This window comes from Candidatus Palauibacter sp. (genome assembly GCF_965237495.1).
Taxonomy (GTDB): domain Bacteria; phylum Gemmatimonadota; class Gemmatimonadetes; order Palauibacterales; family Palauibacteraceae; genus Palauibacter.
This window is the reverse complement of sequence record NZ_OZ250143.1, coordinates 818313-834361: the sequence shown is the minus strand read 5'-3', so window position 1 is coordinate 834361 and position 16049 is coordinate 818313. Positions and strand designations below refer to the sequence as shown.

General features: G+C 67.1%; 14 protein-coding genes. 6 read left to right on the top strand and 8 right to left on the bottom strand.

The features are described from left to right. Positions 1-287: 287 nt before the first annotated feature. Positions 288-1640: an IS1380 family transposase gene (locus tag ACPXY0_RS03510; RefSeq protein WP_423924679.1), complete on the bottom strand. Its 1353-nt coding sequence runs from the start codon at positions 1638-1640 to the stop codon at positions 288-290. Between the two features lie 84 nt (positions 1641-1724). Beyond that, entirely contained in the window at positions 1725-2543 is an 819-nt protein-coding gene (locus tag ACPXY0_RS03505; protein WP_423928522.1) for an HPP family protein, read from the bottom strand. A 423-nt stretch (positions 2544-2966) separates the two neighbouring features. On the opposite strand from ACPXY0_RS03505, the gene ACPXY0_RS03500 reads away from it, so the two are divergent. Beyond that, positions 2967-3701: a DUF429 domain-containing protein gene (locus ACPXY0_RS03500; protein ID WP_423928520.1), complete on the top strand. Its 735-nt coding sequence runs from the start codon at positions 2967-2969 to the stop codon at positions 3699-3701. 64 nt (positions 3702-3765) lie between these two features. Here ACPXY0_RS03500 and ACPXY0_RS03495 read toward each other — a convergent pair whose 3' ends face one another. Then, positions 3766-5322, bottom strand: a complete 1557-nt coding sequence (locus ACPXY0_RS03495) for a PD-(D/E)XK nuclease family protein (protein ID WP_423928518.1) — start codon at positions 5320-5322, stop codon at positions 3766-3768. A gap of 84 nt (positions 5323-5406) precedes the next feature. Further along, positions 5407-7626, bottom strand: a complete 2220-nt coding sequence (locus ACPXY0_RS03490; protein WP_423928516.1) for a hypothetical protein — start codon at positions 7624-7626, stop codon at positions 5407-5409. 34 nt (positions 7627-7660) lie between these two features. Here ACPXY0_RS03490 and ACPXY0_RS03485 point away from each other — a divergent pair, with 34 nt between their 5' ends. The 4 genes from ACPXY0_RS03485 to ACPXY0_RS03470 all read left to right on the top strand — a co-directional run bounded on the left by ACPXY0_RS03485 (position 7661) and on the right by ACPXY0_RS03470 (position 9678). Further along, the gene (locus ACPXY0_RS03485; RefSeq protein WP_423928514.1) at positions 7661-7861 is read left to right on the top strand and encodes a hypothetical protein; all 201 of its coding nucleotides are present in this window, start codon (positions 7661-7663) and stop codon (positions 7859-7861) included. Positions 7862-8126: 265 nt separating this feature from the next. Continuing rightward, the gene (locus tag ACPXY0_RS03480) at positions 8127-8546 is read left to right on the top strand and encodes a nucleotidyltransferase substrate binding protein (protein WP_423928512.1); all 420 of its coding nucleotides are present in this window, start codon (positions 8127-8129) and stop codon (positions 8544-8546) included. After that, complete coding sequence (locus ACPXY0_RS03475; RefSeq protein WP_423928510.1) at positions 8543-8911, top strand: nucleotidyltransferase family protein; 369 nt, start codon at positions 8543-8545, stop codon at positions 8909-8911. The genes ACPXY0_RS03480 and ACPXY0_RS03475 overlap by 4 nt, the downstream gene beginning before the upstream one ends. 350 nt (positions 8912-9261) lie before the next feature. Further along, entirely contained in the window at positions 9262-9678 is a 417-nt protein-coding gene (locus ACPXY0_RS03470; RefSeq protein WP_423928508.1) for a PaaI family thioesterase, read from the top strand. A 551-nt stretch (positions 9679-10229) separates the two neighbouring features. Here ACPXY0_RS03470 and ACPXY0_RS03465 read toward each other — a convergent pair. The 4 genes from ACPXY0_RS03465 to ACPXY0_RS03450 form a co-directional block, all read right to left on the bottom strand. Next, the gene (locus ACPXY0_RS03465) at positions 10230-10706 is read right to left on the bottom strand and encodes a hypothetical protein (RefSeq protein ID WP_423928506.1); all 477 of its coding nucleotides are present in this window, start codon (positions 10704-10706) and stop codon (positions 10230-10232) included. 394 nt (positions 10707-11100) lie between these two features. Continuing rightward, positions 11101-11919: an IS21-like element helper ATPase IstB gene (gene istB / locus ACPXY0_RS03460; protein WP_419167119.1), complete on the bottom strand. Its 819-nt coding sequence runs from the start codon at positions 11917-11919 to the stop codon at positions 11101-11103. Beyond that, a complete protein-coding gene (gene istA / locus ACPXY0_RS03455; RefSeq protein WP_423928504.1) occupies positions 11916-13433 on the bottom strand; it encodes an IS21 family transposase in 1518 nt (505 codons plus the stop codon). The genes istB and istA overlap by 4 nt, the downstream gene beginning before the upstream one ends. A 141-nt stretch (positions 13434-13574) precedes the next feature. Next, a complete protein-coding gene (locus tag ACPXY0_RS03450; protein WP_423928502.1) occupies positions 13575-14036 on the bottom strand; it encodes a hypothetical protein in 462 nt (153 codons plus the stop codon). A gap of 338 nt (positions 14037-14374) precedes the next feature. On the opposite strand from ACPXY0_RS03450, the gene ACPXY0_RS03445 reads away from it, so the two are divergent. Continuing rightward, a protein-coding gene (locus ACPXY0_RS03445; RefSeq protein ID WP_423928500.1) for an IS3 family transposase occupies positions 14375-15864 on the top strand; the annotation gives its coding sequence in 2 pieces (ribosomal slippage) (positions 14375-14753 and positions 14753-15864; 1491 coding nt in all). The last annotated feature ends 185 nt before the right edge of the window (positions 15865-16049 follow it).

Below are 16049 nucleotides of genomic sequence, written 5' to 3'. Positions count from 1 at the left end.
TCTTATCCAAGTTCTCCGGCGACAAGTCATCGGGGCTGAAGTGCATGATCTCGTTTCGCACCTCCTTAACCCCGGATCCTGCGTTGGCGCATAGTCGGGCGGCCTGAGGGCGATTATGACCGGCGGTTGTGGCGACTTGGCGCGGGCGGTGGCGTTTTCGGGGCCGGACCGGGCCTCGGCGGAGGGCCGGCGGGGCTCGGGAGGGGTCCCGAACGGCTCGCGGAGACACGGGGAGTGGGCGCCGCCGCGCGGCGCCTTCGGAAAGCCGGAGTTGGGGCCGGTCAGATTTAGGCGGGCGCGGGCGGCGGGAGACCCCGCTCGATGGCCCGGAGCGCCGGTCGCAGGAGGCCGAGGGCCGGTTCGGCGCGCGCGAACCCGAGCGAGGTTCGGCGGGCGTGGGAGGTGATCCTGGCGGGGGCGCGCAGCAGGCGCAGCCGGATGCCGCGCGGCTGCACGGCGCGCCAGCGGCCGCCGAGGAAGTTCGCGCGCAGGATGTGGAGGAGTTGGTAGGCGAGCACGGCGAGGCTCCACAGCAGGGCGTTGCCGCCGAGGTCGTCCACCGCGGTGCGGCCGGCCGAGAGCTGGCCCAGCTCCTCGATCCGCTGCTCGACGACCGCGCCCGCGTTGTAGGCGCGCCACGCCTCGACGGGGCCGATGCTCCCGATGTTGGTCAGAACGTCGGCGCTCATCGTGGTCTCCCACGCCGCGAGATCGAGTTCTCCCTCGTCCGGCCCGACCCGTCTCCGCCTCTCGACCGAGAGAAGCCGCGTCCCCCACAGCTCGCCGGAGGCCGTCCTCAGTTCCCGGTCCCCGGCCTCGTCCCGGGCGGCGGTCTCCCAGGCGCCCCGGAAGCCGTCGAGCCAGGCGTGCCGCGGCACCTTGAGCAGATAGGACACGCCGAGCTCCTCCATGCGCCGCGCGATGGACTTGGAGAAGAACCCCTTGTCCAGCCGCACGGTGATCCGCCGCACCCCCGCCCCCCTCAGGCGGGCCACCAGCTCGGCCAGCCACGCCTCCGCCCCCCGGGCCGTGTGCGCGCCCCCCGGCCGCCAGCGCACCCCGAGGCAGTCGCCCGTCTCCAGGACGTAGGCCAGAAGGGGGTGGTGCGAGGGGCGGCCCCGCTTCTTCGGGTTGTAGCCCCGCTCCGCCCCGGCCTGCTTCAGCCCGTAGCGCACCACGACGGTCGAGTCCATGACGATCGTCGCCGACCGGGGCGCCCCGCCGGCCAGCTCCCAGCGCCGCCGCACCATCCGCCACAACAGCTCGTCCAGAAGCGGCGACAGCACGGCCGCCGAACCCCGCAACCAGCGCCCGAACGTGGCCGGGTGCGGCACCCGCGCCCAGCCGAAGATGCGGCGCACGCCCCGCCGCTCCAGAAGCGGCAGGTCGTCCATCGCCCCGCCGCCGTACAGGAGCAGCACCACCCACGACTCGACCATGAGCGATGGCCGGTAGCGGCCGGGGACGTTCCCGCTCCGCCGGTCGATCCAGCCGCCCAGCCCCAGCGCGTCCCACAGCTTCCGAACCACGACGAGGCCGCCCGCGTCGGTGATCCGCCCGCCGCCCCCGCGGACCCTCAGCGCGGCCGCCGATCCTTGCACGTGCGGGCGCGGTCCGGTATAGTCGTTTCCACGCACCATTCGGGTGTCCTCCGTTCCGGGGTGAACTCTTGTTCAGTCCCTCTGAACGTAGGGCCCCGGGCGGTGCTTTTCCATAGTCCGAAACTATGATCTCACTATCGTCAAGGCCTCCACGGCCCGGCTACGGCCGCCCTCCCGGACGAGCCCCGCGCCCACGATCGCAGGATCCGGGTTAACATCGCGCAGTAGCTTGATGAATGCCCGGCGATCAAGGGTCAGTTTGAGTCGATTCCAATTCTCGGGCGCCTCAAGTAAACGAATGTACTCCCCAAAACTGAGATCAGCTGCCTCTCCGATCTTCCTTGTGTCGTCGCGCGGATCCCTAGCTTCGGCCATCTCTTCCTGGCAGAACACACGGTCGATGAGCAGCCTTAGCCGGTCTTCAATCTCCTGGAGTAACAGGAACGGACCGGCCAATTCGTGGTATTTCAGACTGAGATCGCTGGTCGTGACGATACCTGCGATTCGCCTATCTGCTCCCAAGACGAGCACGACCTCATCCCTCGCGATCTTCTCGACAGCGTCGAGGAGAGGAGTATCCAATCCGACCGTCGAATGTTCTTTATCGAGGCAATCGCGCACGTACTTGCAGTCTCCCGCTTGCTTTTTGCTTCTCGCAACACCAATCGAGCGCCAGCTAATCATGCCATCGATATGACGCAGATCTTGCGTAACAGGTAGTTGTGAATAGTTGTGATACATCATCTGGGTAACGGCCTCGGACACCGTACTGTCGCGCGTGACGGTCTTCACTCCTCTAGTCGCGGCGGGGAGCATTCCCACATACAGCGCAGGATCTGTGGCAAGCGACTCGGTAGCACGGCTGCCTCCATCGTTCTCACGCTCCTTGGTGCCTGCGTCTTGGCCGGTGGAAGCCTTCGTGGGCACCAGCGAGAACCTCACGAATGCATCGATCCCGACGGTGGAGAAGTCAGGTTCGGTTCGAAGGCCCATATATCGTAGGGTGCGGCGGACGGTCCCGACCACCGATGATCCACGTCGCTTGTGTCCAAACCAGGCGAGCAGGGTCCTTACCTTGACCCGACGGCTCTTCCCGGCTTTGAGGGACTGGAGAACGTCTCCCAATTGGTGGGGAATTGACATGGTAGTTGATCCGCGGATGGAGTTCATCATGGGCGGAAAAGACGGTAAGCGGAACGACTGCTCCCGGCAACGGGCAAGCTCCTTGGCTGGAAGGTGGCAGGCCTTAGGGCGCATGCGTGCCCTGTGGCGACAGGGGCCCCTCAGGCCGTGCCGCCGCCAAGCATCTGCCGGTGCCGGCAGCATGGCAGGACTCGCATCAGATCGCTATCGGAGTCGCGGCTGATGGTCACTCTCGGTGTCGATCTTGCGTCGCAGCCAAAGCGCACGGGCATCTGCCTGATTCGTTGGGATCGCGTCTCGGCGCGCGCCCAGACGCTCTCGCTGGGCGCGACGGACGGCGACCTGCATACGCTGTTCGGGCGTGCGGACAAGATCGGCATCGATGCCCCCTTCGGCTGGCCCGCGCCCTTCACCCGAGCCGTTGCCGCCTACTCGGCAGAGACAGTCTGGCCTTCCACCGACGTGCCCCGCCTTCGGTTTCGGCGGACGGATGAGGTCGTGAGGGAGAAGCTGGGTCGATGGCCGCTCAGCGTCTCGTCGGACCTGATCGCGGTGACCGCCATGCGAGCCGTCCGCCTGCTCGCGGAGGTGGCGGCAACCGGCGAAGCCGTCGATCGGAGCGGCGGCGGCCGCTTCGTCGAAGTCTACCCCGCAGCCGCCCTCCACGTATGGGGTTTCCCCTCGCGCGGCTACAAGCGCACCAAGGGAGCGGCGGTTCGCGCCCGGCTCGTAAGCGATCTCGCCGAGCGGACCATGGACTGGCTCACACTCTCCGAGGAGGACTGGGCGCGGTGCACGGCCTCGGACGACATGCTCGACGCGCTCGTGGCGGCCCTCGTCACCCGCGTCGCCGCCATCGGCCGCTGCGAACCGATCCCCACCGGGGATCACGAGTTGGCCAAGGAGGAGGGCTGGATCGCCCTACCGCAGACAGGAAGCCTCAACCAACTCGCGTGAATAAGGGCGCGGTCTCAGGGATCGACGAAGTTCGCTGCAGCTCAAACCTGCTCAGCGGCGGTCCCTACGAGCCATGTTCTTCAAGTTCCGCCTGCTTCCATGTTCGTTCGACTTCGTCAATGACGGGAATCGCATTGATGGCGAGATGCATCATGCCATCGACGTAGTAATCGGTGATGGGACCACCGCCATCCTTCCATTCTCGGTACAGGTCCGGAAGGAGGGAATCCCAACGGGTCATTTCATCGCTAACCTGGCGGACATAGGGATACCAAAGCAGGGTTCCACCGGGCTCGAGGTCGCGCCGAAGCCTGTTCTCCAGTGCTTCACGCCGCCCTTTGTCGCTGGCCGTCATTTTGTTCTTGTCCAGCGGATGCAGCACGCCCCACCTCCAGTGGTTCGGTCCCGGCCCAACCGATTGCAGGACAACCCCTGTGCATCCCTCGAGCGGGGGATGCCCTTTGGCCTTCCCGTCCCACGGAGGCCACCCGACGCGGTACAGCCAGAGGAAATTCGACCATTTTGCTTCTCCGGCGTACCTGCATTCTACGTGGAGATCCGCAGCGATATCGGGTTGCTCCTGTACCTTTCGGTGGACCTCCGCGCGCAGGTGCTCCAGAAACCCTCCGCACAACTCCGCCTTGAGCTTCGGCCAGACATCCGAGACGGTCTGCGCGGTTGCCAACTGATTCGGGTTGGCGAAGAGATAGTCCTGTATCGCCTGGGTGTCGCTGTCCGTCGCCATCGAATGTCCTCCGAAGTGTTGTCGGCAGAATGCTTCGGCATCCCTGAGAAACCACCGGAGCCGGTCGGCGTGGCACTGCCGTCGAGAGGCGGCGAACCAATCGGCCAGAGAGAACGGAATCCGGAAGTCGGCGAACACGTCGTCCGGGAGGGCTTGCTCATCTTCGGGCGCGTCGTCGGCCTCGTCGCCAGCTTTCGCTCCGTCCGCGTCGGTCCCTCCCTCGTCTGCGAGGCCGCTCTCGTCCGCCTGCGCGTACTCCCCTTCCCGATCCGCGCTCCCTGGATCTCCCCAATAGGGCATGACGACGAACCGCCCCCGCCAACGGGGGAGTTCTTCCCTCGGCAGGGCATAACGGGTAGGCCCTTCGCCGCGTGGAGACAGGTAGATCAGCAGAAAACGGTCTTCGTACTCCTTCTCGAGATACTTCAGATAGTCCCACACCTGGTCACGCTGATCGCCCGCGAAGGGCTTGTTCTCGATGGCCAGGCACCACGGCCCGGCGCCGGTCGTAATATCCACGGTGATGTCGATGCGACGCTTCTTGGGGATGACTCGCTCCAACTGCACGCGAACCGGATTCGAGAGGTCCGGCCTCGGCTTGGGGGTGCCGCTTTCTGCCGGCAACGCGTCAACCAGGATATCGAGCAGGGACGTGCCCTGGCCGTGCCGAGCCGCGGGATTGAGCAGGTCGCCAATGATTCTGGAGAGCAGAAGCTCACTCGGGTGATCTTCGCCCATGTAGTCGAAGACGTTGAAGCGGTGCGCAAGATGCCGGTCGAGCTCTCGCTCCAGATTCCGGGCCGCATCCAATACGGGGTTCAGTTCGACGAAGAACTGCTGATGCCGGCGGCGCGCGGAGCGCCTTGTCTCATCCATGCGCGTCTCCAGTTCCGCGAAGAATCCAGGGATCCCCAAAGCGCGCCCCGTCATGCAACCACCCGCTCCGTTTCCCATCCCATGTCAGGCACCAGCGCCGGGAGCCATCAAACCGTGCGCCATGGGGAGGAACTCCGACATCATCCTCGCATAGTGGCGATAGTACTCATCCCACGAGATCCCTTCGAAATCCCTCGGGTTCGCGTCAATGTTCCCCTGCAGCCGTCGCGCGCACAGCGCCTCGGCCACCACCTCCGCCAGCAGCACCCGGAAGTGAAGGGCGTCCTGCTCCGGATACTGCTCCGACTTCGGACCCAGGTAGCGCTTGAGCGAGGGGTGGCGTGCTCCGATTTCCAGCACGTTCCTGTTCCACCGGTAGCGCAGCGCGCCATGATCCACATCCTCCAGCTTGATCACGATGCCCGAGCCCGCGGCGGGCGCGGCGCGGAGTTCCGTCTCGGCCTCGTGTTCTCCCAGGCGTGCAATCACCTTGGTTGGCGCGGCCTCGTCGTCCAGTAACGCCACCTTGAGCTTGCACAAGGCGATCCCGAGACTGGCGCTCAGGACCAGCTTTCTCGGCCCCGAGATGCGGAAGTCGTCCGATGACAGCTCAAGATCGAACTCACGGCCCGCCGCCCGCGCGAGCCCGACGGGGGCGAGTAGCCGGATGCTCCTGCGCGAGCCGCCGCGGATGCGATAGCTCTTCCGTTCGAACTGTAGTCCGGCGACCTGCGAATACCTGTCCGCCTCCGAAGCAAGCACCGCAACCGTCGACTCCGCCTTGATGGGGCCGACGCTCGCCTCGAGCCCGGTCGCGACCGTCTCCTCCAGCGCCTTGACCGACCAGGTCGCCCGCAACACGCCCTCCTGCGCCTCGAGCCTCGCCAGAGGCGCTCCGGTCGCGTCCGCCCGGATCTCGTCCGTCAGGCACCGCACCCGCACCGGCTGGCCTTCGCCGATCTCGGGGAACGCCTCCGACCTGACCGTCAGCCAGCACTTGAAGGAATGCCCTCGCACGACCTGCGCGTACTGCGGAGTCAGCGAATAGCCGCGAATCTGGAACTGGCTACCCCTCTCTCTACTCTTCGGGTCGCGGGACATCTCTTCGTCCGAGAAGTCCTCCATGAACTGGTTCGCGGCTTTCTCGAGCGCGTCGAGCCGCTTGCGCGTCTTCTGGCTCTCGACGCTGCGTGCTCTCTCTCGCTCCTCCCGTGTCCGTTCCTCCTCGACCAGGGGCCTGAGCATGGCAAGCGCCCTGGCGTAGAGCGCCTCCACGAACGGATGATCCGGGGTAAGCCCGGTCTTGCGTGACGGATCGAGAATCGGGACCGGGTTCTCCGGCGGATGCGGGTCGCCGCGCGCCTGGCGCTCGTCGTATTCGTTCCAGAGGTCGTCGATCGCTTCGCAGGTCAATCGGCCGAAGAACCACTGCGCATGGGAGTCCCATTCCAGCCCGCGGTCGAAGAGCGTCGCCTCGTGGATCGCATGCCGTGACTTGACCAGAATGCCGCCGAGCCGGAACCGGTTCCGCTCCGAACGGAACCGCTTGCGCGCTCTGAAGACGACAAGCTTCGCCTTTGCCCCGGGATATCCGGGTACGGCGAACGTCTTCGAGACACGCTTCCTGCCCGCGGGCCTGGGGAGGCCGACCACGCGGTCCCCCTCCGCCTTGAGCCCCCGCGCCACAAGCGTCGTTTGTTTCTGCCACACGATGTCACGGAGGCGCACCAGCCGCGCCACGTTCGGCACGAGCGTGTCGATCTTCGGAATCCGGTGGTTCCGTTCGATCTCGATGGTGACCACCGTGCCGGTGCCTTGGCCGATGCCCAACCGCTTGCGCACCTCGGGCAGGACCTCGCGGGAGTCTTCCGCCTCGTACTCCAGATTCGAAAAGATGCGGCAGGTGTGCATCCGGCCGTCGCCCGCGATCGACTCGAAGGTCACCGTCCCGAGCGCCGCGATGTCCTTGGCCCCCCGAGAATTCGTCCCGCGGACGGGTTTGCCCACCTCCATCCCACTCACCCGCCCACCGATTCTCCCGAGCTTCCGGTTCATCTGTTCGGTGGTCATCCCGTCGGCGAAGTCGCGCACCCGCAGAATCGAGGGCTGCCCCTTGCCGCGTCTACCGAGCTCGATTTCGACGCGCCCCTTCGCGCGCCCCTTTGCGCCAAGAATCTGGTATCGGTCGTCGGAGTTGGTGACCAGTTCGACGATCGCGTCGTAGACGTCCCGTATGGCCAGCTTGGCGTCCTGTACGACGCGCCGCGATGCGACTTCAAGTGGTCTTCGCCTGACGGCGGTCATAGGCCGGGCTGGTGTCCAGGTGGGCGTGACGGGGATGAAGAATCTTGAAGCGCTGTCGGTCACATGCAACGTCTCACTTGGAAGCTCGGATGGCTCCCGCCGGGAGGAGATCGGATGGCTCCCGCCGGGGGCGATCCCGCTGATGGAGGCGATCGAGGGGGACGGGAGTCCCTGGTCCTACCTCTCCGCGTCGATCCTGGCTCCGGTCCAGGCCACGTCGGGAGGAGAGACATGAGGGTTGGACCGATTACGACCCAAGCGGCACATGGGGTCCTTCCAGGGGCGACGAAGCTCCATGAGCCGAGCCGACCCGAAGCAAGTGTCGCCCAGCGGCAAGTCAACCTTTCCGTCCCGCCCGGCCACTGCGGATCCAGATCTCGCAAGGTATACGGTGGCACGACGCATGTCGTATCTTGGCGGCGGCTCGGCCCGGGAGTGTCTGCCCGTGTCGGCGTGAGACGAAACCCAGGGACAAGGCTCTGGGATCCCGGAGCATCGAGATGACGACGTACGAACACAGACCCGACTTCGGGCCGCTCGAACGAGCCATCCAGCGCCTTGAGGAAGGACTCGAGCGATATCGGAGCGACACCACCGATCTCCAGATTCGCGATGGCCTGGTTCAGCGCTTCGAGTTCACCTACGAACTCGGCTGCAAGGCTCTGAGACGGTACCTGGAGTACACGGCGCCCAACCCGGCTGTGTTCGACGAGATGACGTTCCAGGATCAGATCCGCACGGCGAACGAACAGGGGCTGTTGCTTGGCACGTGGCCCGACTGGCGCGGCTATCGAAGGTTGCGCGGCATGACGAGCCACACGTACAGCGAGGCCATCGCGGTCGAGGTCGTCACGCACATTCCGGAGTTCCTCGAAGAGATGTCCTATCTGCGGGATCAGTTGCAGGACCGTCTGGCATGACGGAATCCGCCCTCGGCGTCGACCTGCGGCCCGATCATTGGGCCATCGTCCGTAGCGCGCTCCGGCGGCACGTACCGGAACGAGAGGTGCTCGTGTTCGGATCGCGCGCGACGTGGACCGCGAAGGCCTACTCGGATCTTGATCTCGCCATCATGGGGGATGAGCCGCTGTCGCTCCACGCAGCCTCGGCCTTGTCCGAAGCCCTCGGCGAGTCCGATCTGCCGTTCAAGGTCGACATCGTGGACTGGGCGAGGATTGAAGAGGGGTTCCGCAGGATTATTCGGCGACATGGGGTGGTGGTGCAGGCTGCGACGGCCTCCCCCGCGACAGGCGCCGCGTCGCGAACGTCTGATTCGCGCGGCTGACCTTCGCCGCGTCCGAGACGGCTCCGCATACGCAGCTGCGTCTCCCGGCCGGTCCGCCACCAACCCGGCCACCAGGGAATCGAGGGCGGCAGCCACCGCGGTCTGCGCCTCCTCCTGAGCCGGCTCGCCCGGACGGCAGGCCTGAGGGCTCGCGAGGGCAAGCAGAAGGAGAGCCGGAGCAATGGTTCGGCGCAAACCGCTGAAGGCTGGCACCCCGACCATCACCAGGTGGAACGCGCGTCCATTCGATCGCTGGAATGATGAGCAGCGGTGTATGATCCTCCGAGCGAAGGTTCCGTTATCCTCAACGTCAGCCTCCCGCGGTGGGGGCACCCATTGAGAGCGCGTGCATGGTGGATATGCTTGCCCTGGGACGGAGGATCCTCGCCTCCCAACCGTTCAGCGTCCTCCTGGGCGCCGAGTTGCTCAGCCTGTCGAGCGGAGAGACGGAGATCAGGATCCCGATCGGACCACAACTCGCGCAGCAGCACGGGTTCGTCCACGGCGGAGTCCTCAGCTCTGCCGCGGACAACGCGCTCGCCTTCGCGGGAGGGAGCGTGCTCGGACCCGCCGTGGTGACCTCCGAATTCAAGATCAACTACCTCAGGCCCGCCAACGGTGACTTCCTGGTTGCGCGGGCGCGCGTGATCCATCACGGAAAACGACAGGCGGTGTGTCTGTGCGATGTCCTCGCGTCGGACGACGGAGCCGAGGCCCTCTGCGCCACCGCCCAGGGGACGATCGTCAGGCTGTCGACGACGGCGTGAATCTGGGCTGAATCCGGGCGTCGAGGCTGTCGCGCTCGACACGGACGTCAGAACGATGGGGACGATCAGGGTATCGATGGCCAGCATCGGATCCCTGGTGTCGTAGTACGTGACCGGACGCGTGTCCACGACGGCCTCCGCCAGACCGAGCCCCGGCGGCGGTTGAGCGCGCACCGTGACGCAGCCGGCCGGTCCGACGCTCCCGAGTCGCTCGGCGTATGCCCCTCCCGGGGATGTGAAGACGGCCTTCACCGGTCCGTGCCAGACGCAGCCTTCGGGTCGCAACGATTGGGAGATGATGTGGAGCCTCGTATGCGGCACCTCCCTTCCGGACGGGTCCCTCACGGTCCCGGCGATCAGTCTCTCGTACCTCGGAGGGGGGCATGACGACGAAACCACCTCGCCCCTGCCCTCCCAGCACCGGTCAACGCTCGTCGCCGGTTCATGACACGCCGGAAGCGCAAGCACGACCAGGCATTTCCGCGCGTCAGGTCCGAACGGCGGGCGTCGCCGGGTCACGGCTCTCGTCCCGGCCGAGATCACCCTGCCTTTCATCCCCCTTCCGCCGGAGGCACCGCGGGGCGACGCAGGAATTCCACCGGGGCCCGCTGTTCGGCGTCCTCTTCGAGAGAGAGAAACCCTTCAATGACGTTCTGGTCCACGTGTTTCCCCTCGAAGTACTGCTTCACGGTACCACCTGCCGCGAAGGTCAGCTTCACCGTCGAGCCGCGGTGGGAGCCGTCTACGATCCAGGGCGGTGGGGGGACAAAATCAAGCGGCGGGAGAGGGTCGATGTAGACGATCCTCATGATCGTTCCCGTGACCGCACCATCGGCACTCTCGGTGACTCGCAGGGTCCACCGCAGCGGAAACGTCCACGGCTCGGCAGATTCCCCAGAGACGCTCCCCACCCAGGTTCCGGTGATCGAGCCATGTGAGGGATCGAACAGCGCCCCACAGGCCTCGAGCCCTGGAAGGCTCAGCACGAAGCAAATCGCCAGCACTCCCCTCGGCTTCGAGCGAATCATCGCGAGCCCTCCTATCGCTGTCCAGCGACAATCAGGATGAGAACGTTGCGACAATCAAGGTGAGAACGAGGGGTCGCGACGCTACGAGTGCGAGGATGTAGGCGGTTTCGGGGACGCGGGGCAAGAGGGCGCGGGGTGGCGGGGCGGTGGAGCGCGGATTCTTTGAGGGGTAAGGGTAGGGTGAAGCCTGTTCGGCGGTCTCTGCGGGCGGATCCTCGGGCCGTTTGCGGCCGGGATTGCCCGGAACCGGGCGGTTTCGCCCCGGCTTGGGCGATCCGGAGGGGTTCGAAGCTTCGTTGATGCGCCCTTGGACGGCTCTGGGCGCCGTTCAGAGCCGCATCCTCGGGCCCCGTGCCGGTCTTTCGACAGACATCGAAGCGTTTTCGTGGCCGCGTCAGCCCGATTCCGGTCCTCCCGCTTGCGTCCCGTCCGCCGGCTCCCCCGCCTCTGCCCGCCTGGCCGCGATGGCCGCCCGGCGTCTGTAGCTCTCGACGTTGAGTTCGAAGATGTGGGAGCGGTGGACGAGGCGGTCGACGGCGGCAAGGGTCATGGCGTCGCCGCCGAAGATCCTGCCCCAGGCGCTGAAGGGTTCGTTGGCGATCACCAGGAGCGAGCGGTTCTCGTAGCGGGCGCCGATGAGTTCGAAGAGCACGCTGGTCTCCGCATTCTCCGAGGTCACGTAGGAGAAGTCGTCGAGGACGAGCAGATGGTACTTGTAGAGCTTGCGGATGGCTCCTTCGAGGGCGAGGTCCCGGCGTGCCGCCTGGAGCTTCTGGACCAGGTTCGCCGTGCGCTGGTAGAGCACCCGGAACCCGTTCTCGACCAGCCTGAGCCCGAGACCCGCTGCCAAGTGGCTCTTGCCCGTTCCGGGCGGCCCGAACAAAAGCACGTTTGCGCCCTCATCGAGCCAGGTGTCGCCGCTCGCCAGGACTCCCACGCGCGCCTTCGACACCGCGGGCACGAGGGTGAAGTCGAAGTTGTCGAGCGTCTTGCCCGGCGGCAGCTTCGCCTCGGCCCGGTGCCGCTCGAAGCGCCGGCGCTCGCGGTCGGTGACCTCCTGGCTGGCCAGCGCGGCGAGCAGGCGCGCCGCCGACCAGCCCTCCCGGTCCGCACGCTCGGTGAAGCCACGCCACAGCGCGCGCATGGTCGGCAGCCGCAGCTGCTTCAGCAGCAGGTCGAGTTGCGGCGGATCCACGACGAAACGGTCGCTCATGAGAGTCCTCCGGCGTGCGGGGCGGGGGCACCGAGGTCGTCGTAGTCCGCCACGGGCGGCAGGGCCAGGCCGACATCCGGGATGCCGTCCGGCTTCGGCGGGAAGCGCTTGCGCAGGAGCTCCGGATCGGGGAGTTCCCCGGCATCGAGTCCCCGGTCGATCTCGGCCGCCAGCCGGGCTTCGCAGCAGTGGTCGTGGGCCAGGGCGAGCAGGTCCACCATCCGGCGGCAGGTCTCGCGGTCGTCCAGACCTTCGCGCAGCGCGTCGAAGGCGCGGCGGTAGGCGCCGCGGGGAAACAGGCCGTCGCGGTGGACCCAGTTGAGCAGCGCCATCGGCTTGCGCCTGAGCGACGGCAGCACGTGCCGGTGGTTGACGACCCGCCCGCGCCGCCCTCCCGGGCCCGCGTGGCCCCGCGGCAGCGTCATGAGTTGCTCCGTGCCCGCGTACACCACCAGCCGGTCGTCGTACAGCCGCACCCGCAGCCGGTGTCCGACCAGACGCGAGGGCACCGTGTAGAACACGCGGCGCAACGTGAAGCCGCCCGTGGTCGTTACCCGCACCAGCGTCTCCTCAAACTCGTCGCTGCGCCGCCCCGGCAGCGGCCCCAGCACCGCCCGCTCCGCGTCGATCCGCTCCCGGTTGCGGGCGTTGCGGCGGCTTACCACCTGGCCCAGGAACGCCCGGTACTCCCCGGTCGTCTCGAAGTCCCGCGAGCCCCTCAGCAGCAGCGCATCCTCGATCGCCCGCTTCAGGTGTCCGTGCGGACCCTCGACCGAACCGTTCTCGTGGGCCCGGCCCCGGTTGTTCCGGCTCCCCTTCATGTCGTAGTCATCCAACAGCGCCTCATACCGCGCCGTCAGATCCTCCCTTGCCTCCCGCTTCAGGTTCCGGAACGCCGCCGACAGGCTGTCCGTCCGGTGCTCCTTCGGCACGCCGCCCAGCGCCCACAGCGCATCCTGCAGCCCCCCGGCCAGCGCCACGTAGCTCTCCCCGCCCAGCACCGCCGCCACATGGCAGAACCCCGAGTACTCCAGCCGGAAGTGGTACAGCTTGTGCACCAGCGGCTCACCGGCGATGCTCACCCCCAGCGCCCCGGCGTCGGTGAAGTCCGACAGGCCCCGCCGCCCCGGCTCGTGCTTCTGCCGGAAGATGATCTCCCGCTCCGGCCCGTACTTCGCCTTCCAGCCCCGCACCCGCCGCTCAAGCGTCCGCCTCACCCCGGGGTGCAGATCCGGATGGCGCCGCATCATCTCCTCGTACAGCGCCACCGCCCGCAGCCCCGGGCTCGCCTCCAGCAGCGGTACGATCTCCTCCTCGAAGATCCCCGCCAGCGGATCCGGGCGCCTTCGCTCCCTCGGCTTCCTCTTCTCCGACGACCGCCCGGGATCCGCTTCGATCCGGTACGCCGTCGCCGTGCTGAACCCCGCCCTCGCCGCAGCCAGCGCGGGACGGTCCTTCTTCCGGTGCGTCATGTAGAGCTCCTTCTGGTGGTCCGTGATGTGTCGGCCCGGCACTTGGCGTCTCTCCGTTCAAGGGGAAAACACCAAACTTCGGGCCGGCCACAACCACCTCCGGCTCTCTCACCCTGATTGTCGCTGGCTTCTCATCCTGATTGTCGCGCTACACCTATCGCCCCCGATGGGCCAAAGGCACTGCTAACAGAGATCCTGGCATTCGTCCGGGTGGACGCGCGAGACCCAGAGCCATAGCGCCTCATCCTCGTAGTTGCGGGCATCGGCGTTGATCTCGAATCGCCAGACGGAGTGGCACCAGAACCAGTTGCACTTGATGGGATTGGGACCGGTGATGTTGTCGGGGAGCGCGCCGGCCGGATACGGAGCGCGCATGACGCGGGTCGTCCACTCGACATCCGCCTCCAGGTCCCATATCGCGAGGCCCTCGGCCACGACCCGGCCGCCGCGCCGTAGTCGCACGTCGATTTCGATGGCGCCGGACTCGGGCACCTCGAAGCGGGCACTCGGCAGGCTCCCCGCGGTGAATACCCGTCGGTCGACGCCGCGGCCGCCTACTTCCACCTCGAGACCCGCCAGCCCGTTCGGGTCGTCCAGGCCGTTGGAGAGCACCAAGAGCTGAGCCTTCCACTGAGTCCGGGTCAAGCCCGAGACTGTGACCTCCAGGGAAGCCCCCCGGAAGACGCCCAGGATCGTACTGCACGCCACCGTGCTGAGTGCGATCGCCAGAGCCGCACAGCGCAATGGAGTCATCCGACTCGGTCCCTCCGGATGCGGGTAATCGGTCGACCGGGGGGAGCCGCTCGCCCGGGCTCCGCCCTGATCAGGCGCACGCCCGTCTTACCAGACCGAGCGGGATATGATCCGTCGATGGACGCGACGGGCTCGTGCAACCCTCTCTGCCAACACTAGCGAGACACGAGAGGAGAAAGAGATTAGAGTAGGGCGAGGCAGAGAGATGGAGGATGGAACGAGGAGAAGGAATGAAGGTGAACGGAACACCCCTCTCGTCGGGGGAGGGCAAGCGAAGCGCGGCAGCGGGGCCGGATCCGGAGGTGTCGGCGAAGGCGACGCGGCGGCGTTTCACGGTGGCATACAAGCTGTCGATCGTGGAGCAGGCGGACGCCTGCCAGACGCCGGGCGAGATCGGAGAGTTGCTTCGGCGCGAGGGGCTGTACAGTTCGCACCTGTCGTCGTGGCGGAAGGCGGCGCGGGAGGGGTCGCTGCGGGGGCTGGCGAAGAAGCGCGGACCGAGGCCCTCGGACGGGAAGCGTGAGGCGAGGAAGGTGCGGAAGCTGGAGCGGGAGAACGCGCGGCTGCGCGAGGAACTCCGCAAGGCGCGCATCATCATCGATGTCCAGGGAAAAGTTGCGGGGCTGCTGGGCGTGAGCCCCTGGGACGGGAAGCGCTCTTGAGCGCGGCCGGAGGCTTGGCCGGGCACGTGGGCGTACGCGCGGCGTGCGAGGCCCTCGGGGTCGCGCGCGCGACGTTCTACCGTCGCCGGAGGCCGAAGACCGGGCAGCGGCAGTCCCGGCCGGCTCCCGCCCGGGCCCTGGACGCGACGGAGCGGGCGGAGGTCTTCCGCGTGCTGTGCTCGCCGCGTTTCGCGGACCGCGCTCCCGCGGAAGTGTACGCGACCCTTCTGGACGAGGGCGTCCATCTGTGTTCGGAGCGGACGATGTACCGCGTCCTGGCCGAGAACCGGGCGGTCCGGGAGCGCCGGGCTCAGCGCGGCCATCCCAACCACCCGAAGCCCGAGGTGGTGGCCCGCGCGCCCAACGAGGTGGTGGCCCGCGCGCCCAACGAGGTGTGGTCCTGGGACATCACGCGGCTCCTAGGGCCGGAGAAGTGGCGGTACTTCCATCTCTACGTGATCCTGGACATCTTCAGCCGCTATGTCACGGGCTGGATGGTGGCGGAGCGCGAGACCGCCGGCCTGGCCGGACACTTGGTTGGCGAGACGTGTCTCAAGCACGGCGTGCGGCCCCGGGTGCTCACGCTGCACTCGGATCGCGGCTCTCCCATGACGGCCAAGTGCACGGCGCAGCTCCTGGCCGACCTTGGTGTCACGCAGTCGCTGGGCCGCCCCAGGGTCTCGAACGACAACCCGTACTCGGAGGCGCACTTCAAGACCGTCAAGTACCACCCCGGCTTCCCCGGCCGGTTCGGCTGCATCGAGGAGGCGAAGGACTTCTGCCGCGCGTTCTTCCAGTGGTACAACACCGAGCACCGGCACGGCGGCATCGGCCTGCTCACGCCCCAGCAGGTCCACCTCGGCCGCGCCCCCGAGGTGATCGAGCACCGCCGGAACGTGCTGGCCGCGGCCTACGCCGCCCGGCCCGACCGCTTCGTCGGCGGCCCGCCGAGGGCCCCGGAACTCCCGGTGGAGGTCTGGATCAACCGCGCACTCCCCGTCACGGCGGTTGATGGAGCGGAGCCGGCCAACGGGGGAAAGGAGGGGTCACTAAACTGAACCGTAAAGTGTCTCAAAGTCGTTGGCAGGTTCCGCAACGCCGCCGTCGTCGAGGCTAAGGCCAGTGTCGAGGTCGCAACTTGTCACCTGACAGGCGACGCTCTAGGATGGGCGGCCCGCCTCCCCTCCCTGCCCTCCAAGGGCGCATGCTTCATGGCTCAGACCTTCTGGCGACCCCAGCCACA